Genomic DNA, 8790 nt, shown 5'->3' with positions numbered 1-8790 from the left:
TTTGCCAACAATAGCTCAAAACCTTTGCCCCACTTGTTTTGAGTATTTATACTTGTCGCAAAAGTGACACGCTCCCGAGATTCTTCGCCGCAGCTTAAACCATCACCTTGCACTAAAAGACAAGTTTTCGGGGTAAAAATGTTGTGGAGAAAAAAGGCGATCGCACATCCGGCAATAATTCCGGCAATTCCCAACAGCGGCGGTGGCGGCGGTGGCGGAGGTGGCGGCGGTGGCGGCGGTGGGGCGCTCAAATCCTGCAAAACATTAGCAACAGATTGATAGCGCTCTGTGAAGTTGTAGCGCACCATTCTGTTTAAAATCCCTTTCAAGCTGTCGCTAATGGGTCCCAAAGGTCGAGCGGAAGTTGAGTAGTGCAAAAAGATATCGTCATGCGGAGAATTTATCATGAAATCTCTAGCAGGAGGCAAGCCAGTGAGGCCTTGAATAGCGACAATACCTACAGAGTAGATATCGCTACAAAATTGAGGATTACCAGCAATTTGTTCGGCCGGCGAATATCCTCGCGTATAAATAGTTCTGCTGATTGTGTTTCCCGAATCAGTTATTTCCAAGGAACTGATTTCTTTGACCGCCCCAAAATCAATCAGAACTATTCTTCCATCGCAATCGCGCCGAATTAAGTTAGAAGGAGTGATATCGCGGTGAATCACATTGTGTTCGTGAACAAAAGCGATAACTAGCAAGATATCCTGAAAAAAATCAATTACTTGCTTTTGAGTCCATTGAGTAGTTGGAGCGAATTCTTGGCTCAGCGGCTGTCCTTCAATGTATTCTTGAATTAAATAAAAATTGTCATTTTCTTGAAAGCTATCGAATAACTGTGGAATCTGCGGGTGTATGCCCAATTGGTGCAAAGCTCGAACTTCTATTTCAAATCGCTGCTGTGCTTCTGGTAAGAGTTGCGGATCGCTTGGCTGCCTAATTTCCTTAACAACGCGCAGGGGACGATCGGGTATGTCTAAATCCATAGCTGTATATGTCCTCCCAAACCCTCCCCGACCTAATTCACTGACAATTTGGTAACGTTGGTGCAGGATATCTCCTGATTGCAGGCACATAAATTTTTCGCTATTTTTTAACTGGCTGCGATCGTTAAAATTGATTGTGCCGCATTATTACAGCGATTTCGGTTAAGTTTTTGTTAAGTTTTAGAAACACTAGCGCTCGGCAAAGTAATTACAAATTGTGTTACCTTTCCTCTTGAGCAATTTACCTTAATTTTGCCTTGACGTTTGGCAAGGATTTGACAAGCAATAGCCAGCCCCAATCTAGTATTTTTGCCGATCGACAAAATCCGCAATGCCATAGGTTTGCAGCATCGGACTTCAGTCCTTATTAAAATCAGAGGACTTTAGTCCTGACTAAAAACCCTAAAAATTGGTAATCAAATAGCTTCTTAGTGAAGACTTCAGTCCTCCTTAAAATCCGCGATGAAATAGGTTCGCAGCATCGGCCTTCAGTCCGCATTAAAATCCGAGGACTTGCATTCCTAACTAAAATAGACAAACCATAGACAAGTCATGGAAAAAACAAAGGTTCTACAGCATTCATAAACTGTAGAACCATTGAAAATATGTGTTTTATTGCAAGCCGATGGTGGGATTTGAACCCACGACCGTTCGATTACGAATCGAATACTCTACCCCTGAGCTACATCGGCACAGACAATTTTGGATTGTAGCACAACCTAAGGGAAAAAAGCAACGAGTTGTAGAATTTAATTCAAAACTCCACAACTCCTAACTCAGAACTTGTTAAACGGCCAGTTCCCCGTCGGTTGAGCCGCCTCTGGCCCCGGAATAAACTAAACCCCGCTGCATATCCAGCGTCAGCATAGTTCCGTCCCGAATTACCCGCGTGGCATTCTGCACGCCCACCATCACCGGCACGCCCAACCGCAAACCGATAATCGCGGCGTGAGAAGTCAAACTGTCCTCCTCCGTCACCACACCTGCGGCTTTCCGAATCATGTCCACAAAAGCGACGCTGGTGTGCTCTACTACCAGAATTTCTCCTGCGTGGAAATTGCCTACATCCGCAGCAGTGCGAGCAACCCTTGCCATGCCGCTCACCGAACCCAAACCGACACCGGTGCCTTTGCCTAAAACCGCTGTCACTACCTCAACTTTGATCAAATCCGTCGATCCGGCAACCCCTTGCAGAGTACCGGCGGTCATCACCACTAAATCTCCGTCGCACACTAACTCTTTTTCCTGGGCGACAGTCATCGCAGATTGAAATGTCTGGCCGGTTGAGGGCAAATCCAGCACCAGCAAGGGTTTGACTCCCCATACCAGTTGCAGTTGTCGGGCTACGTCTACGTGAGGAGTAACTGCCAAAATCGGAGTTTTCGGTCGGAATTTCGAGACATTGCGCGCTGTAGCGCCGGTTTTGGTCAGCGTCATGATGGCGGCCGCGTTCAACTGTTCGGAGATTTGGCTGACTGCTTGACTGATGCCGTTGGGGATCGATCGACCAATATCTTCTACATTCCTAATATTGCCGCTAATTCCTTCCCTCTCCATCCGCACCGCAATTCTCGCCATCGTCGCTACCGCTTCGACAGGGAACTTGCCGACAGCCGTTTCATTCGAGAGCATCACCGCATCAGTTCCATCGAGAATCGCGTTTGCCACGTCGGAAATTTCGGCGCGGGTGGGACGGGGATTACCTACCATGCTGTCGAGCATCTGGGTAGCGGTAATTACGGGAATCCCCATGCGGTTGGAAGTAGCAATCAAGCGCTTTTGCAAAATCGGCACATCTTCGGCGGGCAGTTCCACTCCCAAATCGCCGCGGGCGACCATCACGCCGTTGCACAGGGCCAGGATTGCTTCCATTTGTTCGATCGCCTCGTGCTTTTCGATCTTGGCAATCACCGGTACTTGCTTGCCCGCACTGGCAATCAGTTCTTTAATTTCGAGCATATCCTGGGGATTGCGTACAAAGCTCAGGGCGACCCAATCGACACCTTGGTCGAGGCCGAACATTAAATCTTTGCGGTCTTTATCAGTCAGCGCCTTAATCGACAGGTAAACTCCGGGAAAATTCACGCCTTTGTTGTTAGAAAGTGGCCCGCCGACTACGACGCGACAGTACAATTCCCGCGCCGCGCGGTCTACTTTTTCCACGCGCATTTCCACTTTCCCGTCGTCGAGCAGAATCACTGCTCCCTCTGGAACTTCGTCTGCTAGGGGGTCGTAGGTGACGGAAGAAATGAGTTCGGTGCCGGGAACCGGGCGGCTGGTTAAAATGAAAGGATCGCCATTTTTGACAACAATAGACCCTGTTTCAAAGCGGCCCAAACGAATTTTCGGGCCTTGGAGGTCTTGGAGGATAGCCACCGGCTGGTTGAGTTCAAAGGAGGTTTGCCGGATTAACCGAATGCTGCGTTGGTGGTCTTCTTCTGTTCCGTGAGAAAAGTTGAGTCGCAAAGTTGTGGCACCGGCTTCTATGAGCTGGCGCAGCACTTGTGGGTCCGAAGTTGCTGGGCCAATGGTGGCGACGATTTTAGTCCGGCGTAGGGCTTTTGGCAATTGCATCAGCGGTGTTCTGGGGAGGCAGGTGGATTTCTTGTTTAAATTTCGGCTAACGTTTCATCTTTGCACTACAAGCAATGACGCTAGTCTTAAGTCTTAAAAATTTTGATAGTCGTCAAAAAAGCAGGTATTGAACAATATATAGAATATCTGACTTTTTACCCATCGGTAATCTTTTCTTGGGGAGCGCTCTTTTGGGTAAATTTTTCCGCTCTCAGGCTTGACATAAATACAGACATACCCATATTTTATTTGTATGCTCAGCCCTTTTGGCTAATCTAGCACTGGTATCCTCGCACAACAGCAATACTTTCCTGTTTGTGCAGACGCTAGTTTCTGGCGATCGAACTCAGTTCTTTCATAAAACTTTACTATTGTCCGGCTTGTATCTTATACTACGCAAGTGTGAAATATTAAGGAGTCTTAACAAAGATGTCGGAGGCAGGACGGCCGCTGACAGTGCCGAAAGAGTTTCTGAGTCCTCCCGGTGACTTCAATCCGACACTGCTGCTGTTTTTGAGTGCAGTAGCGATTATCGTGATTTCTAACTTGGGTTTCTGGTGTTGGGAATGGCCGCAGTGGTGCTGTTTTTCGCTGAACGTGTTGGCTTTGCACATGGCCGGAACTGTGATTCACGATGCGTCTCACAATGCAGCCCATCGCGATCGCACAGTTAATGCTATTTTGGGACACGGCAGCGCGCTGATGTTGGGTTTTGCATTTCCGGTGTTTACGCGGGTACATATGCAGCATCACGCCCACGTTAATGACCCAGATAACGATCCAGACCATTATGTTTCTACCGGCGGGCCTTTGTGGTTGATTGCTGCGAGGTTTTTTTACCACGAGATTTTCTTTTTTAAGCGCAAGCTGTGGCGGAAATACGAATTATTGGAATGGTTTTTTAGCCGTTTGTTTGTGATCGGGGTGGTTTATATCGCCATTCAGTACGACCATTTAGGTTACGTGCTGAATTTTTGGTTTTGTCCTGCTATGGTGGTGGGATTAGCCTTGGGGTTATTTTTTGATTATTTGCCGCACCGTCCGTTTCACGATCGCGATCGCTGGAAAAATGCCAGAGTATATCCGAGTCCAATTCTGAATATCTTAATTTTGGGACAGAACTATCACCTGATCCATCATTTGTGGCCTTCAATTCCTTGGTATAATTACAAGCCTGCTTACGAAGCTGTGAAGCCGCTGTTAGATGAAAAGGGTTCTCCTCAAACTTTGGGAATATTGGAAGGTAAAAAGGACTTTTGGAGTTTTATATATGACATCTTTTTAGGGATTAGGTTGCATCACAAGAAAGCGTCTGATTGACAAAAAACCCGGTTTCTTCGAGAGGCCGGGTTTTTTTATAATAAAAGCTTTTAACCGTATATGCCCAGGGCAGTTTTTGTACTGTATCAAGTCCCGTAAAAAATAAACCCACCTGTAATGGTGAGTTAACTTTTAAATCAAGCCCAAAGTGAATCTATTATTTTTCCCCAGCCACGGCCACCGCTAAATTCCTATCCGGGCGCAAATTTTGAGCTCCCCGTAAATAAGGATGATAAATTTCAGTATGTGCGGGCCAATTGATGTGAATCAAAAAGCGGATGCAGCGTTCCAAAGCACCCTCAACGTGCATTTGCTGTACGTCCAACAAAGGAACATTACACCAGTGAGGACGTTCGCGGGCGATCGCGGCCGGAAACACAGCATCTAAATCACGAGTTGCAGAAAACGTGGCACTAATAATTAATTCTGGATTTATATCATTTTTTGCTTCTAATTCATCTAACAATTCTCTCACCGCTTCTCGAATTGCTTCCACCGAATTCTCGCTGGCAGTTGTTGCCCCGCGAATCGCCCGCACTTGCCACTCCACGCAAATTTCCTCCATATTTTTATTATTAGTCATTAGTCATTAGTCCTTAGTCATTAGTCATACTAAATTAGGCTTAAATACCCACTTTATTTCTTAGTTCCCGCTTGAGTGGACTTCGTTTGTGTAGTTTGACCTCGAACTCGTAGGCGAAGCCAGGGCGAAGCGCTTATGACGGGCAAAGCGCCACATTTGAGTTTGAGGTCAACAGGTTTCAATCGCCCAATCATCCAGGGAGTAACTAATGACTACTGACTCCTGACTAATGACTAATTTATTTAATCACGGGCGATACATCCACAGCGGCAAACCGCTAGTAGAAAGCTCGAATTCCAGCACATTATTGTAAGCTGAAAGCCCGGATATATCCAGACTACTCCCCAAGACGCGATTTAGGAAAGGTTTTTGTTTTTCTAGCGTGCAGCACTCGGTTTTTTCCGGGTCGAGGCCTGCGAGTTCGGCGGCAAGGCGGCGAGCGTCCTCTTCTGTTCCCAGTCGATCGACCAAACCCAATTCTAAGGCTTGCTGGCCGGTAAAAACGCGGCCGTCGGCAAAAGTTTTCACGTTTTCAACTGCCAATTTCCGGGCTTCGGCAACGGTTTCCACGAATTGCTGGTAGCTGGTGTCGATCAAGTCTTGCAGAATTTGCTGTTCAGGATAGGTCAATTCTCGATCGAATGCCAAGATATCTTTATACGGCCCCGATTTAATCACCTGAAAAGAAACGCCTACTTTTTCTAACAGCCGTTCTAGATTGTTGCCCCGGATAATCACGCCAATACTGCCGGTAATTGTACCGGGATTGGCAACGATATGCTCGGCTCCCATGCCGATGTAAACTCCGCCAGAAGCTGAAATATTGCCGAAACTGGCAACAATTTTGACTTTTTCGCGCAAACGCTTGAGTGCGCTGTAAATTTCCTGGGAATCGCCGACTGTGCCGCCGGGGCTGTCTATCCGCAGCAGCAAGGCGGGAAATTTGCGTTCTTCAACGGTTTTGAGAGCTTCTAGGACTCGTTTACGGGTTTCTCCGGCAATGGCTCCGGTGATTTCGATACGGGCGATTTGTTTGCGGTAGGGGGGCTTGAATGGCCAAATCATGGGCAGTGTACAGGCAATGTTACGGATTTTTGTAGCTAACTTCTTATAGTGTGCCTTATTCATCGGGGTAGATGTTGTGCCTGTGTTCGCAACAGGCTTTCCGGCCTGTTCCACAAGAAATTTCTTGATTGTGGAACGGGCAAGATGCCCGTTTCAGATTGTTCGCAACAGGCTTTCCGGCCTGTTCCACCTTGATTTTGTGGAACAGGCATCTTGTCTGTTCCTAATGGCCGATCGAGAGTTGTACGATCGCACTTAACCCACGTTCGATATATAATTGTAAAAATTGCTTAACAAATCTACATCATTCTCGTGAGAGCCACTCTCATCAATTATTTGGAGTCTCCACCATGCAGCTAAAACTTACCGATTCTAAACTGCCTTTTGCCCCGCTGTTGCTGATTGCGCCGTTTTTCCTGTGGGGAACCGCGATGGTAGCGATGAAAGGGGTGATGCCGCACACAACGCCGCTGTTTGTGGCATTCGTGCGTTTAGTACCTGCGGGCGTGTTGGTGCTGCTGGCGGCAGCGCTGATGGGAAAACCGCAGCCGCAGGGTTGGAAAGCTTGGCTGTGGATTTCGCTGTTTGCTTTGGTTGACGCTACTTTGTTTCAAGGCTTTTTAGCCGAAGGTTTGGCGAGAACCGGTGCGGGTTTGGGTTCGGTGATGATTGATTCTCAACCGCTAGCTGTGGCGATTTTGTGTTTGTGGCTGTTTCAAGAAAAAATTGGTTTTTGGGGCTGGTTGGGATTAGTTATTGGCGTTGCGGGCATCAGTTTGATCGGGTTGCCGGATGGCTGGATTTTGGGGCTTTTTCATCCTGAAAACGCGCAGGTTTCTGGGGGTATCGAACAGTTGTTTCAGGGTGGAGAATGGTTGATGCTGTTGGCTGCTTTGTCGATGGCTGTCGGTACGGTTTTGGTGCGCTGGGTTTGCCGATATGTTGACCCGGTGGTGGCGACTGGTTGGCACATGATTTTGGGCGGTTTGCCGCTGTTGGCAATTTCCGCTGCAACTGAGTCTGAGCAGTTTGTGAATATCGATTTTTCGGGCTGGATGGCGTTAGGTTATTCTACTGTGTTCGGAAGTGCGATCGCCTACGGCTTATTCTTTTATTTTGCTTCGAGTGGCAGTCTAACCAGTTTAAGTTCTCTTACCTTTCTTACGCCTGTATTTGCTTTGCTATTCGGCAATTTGTTCTTGGGCGAAGTGCTCAATCCGCTACAATCGATGGGGGTTGGGCTGACTTTGGTGAGTATTTATTTGATTAATCAGCGGGATACTTTGGGTGAGAAATTGCGAAAAGTGCGGCAGGGTGAAGCGAGTGCAGAAGTTGAAGCAACAGGATTGTTAGAGTCGTCTGAGTTGAATTCTGTAGAATTACCCGTGCAGTTGCGGGTTAGTGAATTGGAATCAGAAGTTTAGCGCTTTGAGAAATTTAGGGAGAATCAGTTAATTCTTGAATTAACTGATTTGGAGTTACAATCCTAGGAGTAGTAACCGGAAAATCTCGCGGGTTGCGGGTGACAATGGCATCAATTAGATTGATTACAGCACTGCTGTACTGAATTGCAACTTCAAAATCCTTGAAGTTGCAAGTTAATGCAATTGAAATAACAGAGTTATCTACTGTTGCTACTTGACAAAATGTGGCTAGCTGCCGCAAAAAATCCAGCGTCCAATCGCGGCCTCTGTCTCTGCGGATAATATAGTAAAGGTCGCTAAAAGTTGAGGCTGAAATATAGCCTTGAATTTGTGCTTCTTCAACAAAAGTTAAAATGCGATCGCTCTTAGCAAAGAAAGGTTCTCGATCGAGCGCAACATCTACTATTATATTGGTGTCAATCAGGAGTTTCACAAGTTATGTTTCTCCTTTAAATATTCCCATTTTGCTTGTTTGTCTGGATCGTCAAAATCCAGCGGTTCCGGTACAGCATCTCGATCGAATAAACCTTGAAATGCCTTCACGTTAGTTTTAAACTTTTTTTTAGGTGCTTCAGGTTCGATCGCATTTTCTGACGCGCTGGCTTGTTTAACCGTATCAGGTAGCTGCAAGACGATGATTTCTACGTCTCCCGGCGGCATATTCACGGGTTCCACAACTACCAAGTTGCCAGTTGCATCGATTTTACCTCTAAGTTTGTATGCTTGCATGGTAATCTCCGATAACTATGTTTATATTATATAGCGATCGCAAATCATTCGTAAATTAATTAAGGGTTTGAGCCAGCAGCAGTTCCATTAGACCTCTCCCATAATT

9 protein-coding genes and 1 tRNA gene are annotated in these 8790 nt (G+C 46.7%); 3 read left to right on the top strand and 7 right to left on the bottom strand.

What is annotated here, in order from left to right:
* The 3 genes from QUA20_RS30910 to pyk all read right to left on the bottom strand — a co-directional run.
* Positions 1-1079, bottom strand: a 1079-nt coding sequence (locus QUA20_RS30910) for a serine/threonine-protein kinase (RefSeq protein WP_333194114.1), incomplete at its 3' end; no start/stop codon positions are given.
* Positions 1080-1609: 530 nt separating this feature from the next.
* Positions 1610-1681 (bottom strand) — tRNA-Thr (locus QUA20_RS30905).
* 94 nt (positions 1682-1775) lie between these two features.
* Complete coding sequence (pyk, locus tag QUA20_RS30900) at positions 1776-3563, bottom strand: pyruvate kinase (RefSeq protein WP_333194113.1); 1788 nt, start codon at positions 3561-3563, stop codon at positions 1776-1778.
* A 429-nt stretch (positions 3564-3992) separates the two neighbouring features.
* On the opposite strand from pyk, the gene crtR reads away from it, so the two are divergent.
* On the top strand, positions 3993-4883 hold the full coding sequence (gene crtR / locus QUA20_RS30895) for a beta-carotene hydroxylase (protein WP_333194112.1): 891 nt from the start codon (positions 3993-3995) through the stop codon (positions 4881-4883).
* A gap of 157 nt (positions 4884-5040) precedes the next feature.
* Here the strand turns inward: crtR and aroH are convergent, their stop codons facing one another.
* A complete protein-coding gene (gene aroH, locus QUA20_RS30890; RefSeq protein WP_172186043.1) occupies positions 5041-5448 on the bottom strand; it encodes a chorismate mutase in 408 nt (135 codons plus the stop codon).
* A 264-nt stretch (positions 5449-5712) separates the two neighbouring features.
* Positions 5713-6531, bottom strand: a complete 819-nt coding sequence (sppA, locus tag QUA20_RS30885) for a signal peptide peptidase SppA (protein WP_333194110.1) — start codon at positions 6529-6531, stop codon at positions 5713-5715.
* Between the two features lie 76 nt (positions 6532-6607).
* Between sppA and QUA20_RS30880 the strand changes: the two genes are divergently transcribed.
* Positions 6608-6790 carry a hypothetical protein gene (locus QUA20_RS30880; protein ID WP_333194108.1) on the top strand — a complete coding sequence of 61 codons (183 nt, stop codon included), beginning with the start codon at positions 6608-6610 and terminating at the stop codon, positions 6788-6790.
* A gap of 91 nt (positions 6791-6881) precedes the next feature.
* On the top strand, positions 6882-7955 hold the full coding sequence (locus QUA20_RS30875) for a DMT family transporter (RefSeq protein WP_333194106.1): 1074 nt from the start codon (positions 6882-6884) through the stop codon (positions 7953-7955).
* Positions 7956-7968: 13 nt separating this feature from the next.
* On the opposite strand, the gene QUA20_RS30870 is transcribed toward QUA20_RS30875, so the two are convergent.
* Complete coding sequence (locus QUA20_RS30870) at positions 7969-8388, bottom strand: PIN domain-containing protein (protein WP_333194104.1); 420 nt, start codon at positions 8386-8388, stop codon at positions 7969-7971.
* The gene (locus QUA20_RS30865; protein WP_333194103.1) at positions 8385-8684 is read right to left on the bottom strand and encodes a hypothetical protein; all 300 of its coding nucleotides are present in this window, start codon (positions 8682-8684) and stop codon (positions 8385-8387) included. Before QUA20_RS30865 ends, QUA20_RS30870 begins: the two co-directional genes overlap by 4 nt.
* Positions 8685-8790 lie beyond the last annotated feature (106 nt).

Source organism: Microcoleus sp. Pol7_A1, assembly GCF_036701085.1.
Lineage (GTDB): Bacteria > Cyanobacteriota > Cyanobacteriia > Cyanobacteriales > Microcoleaceae > Microcoleus > Microcoleus asticus.
The sequence above is the reverse complement of the archived record's forward strand: the minus strand, read 5'-3'. Positions and strand labels throughout refer to the sequence as shown.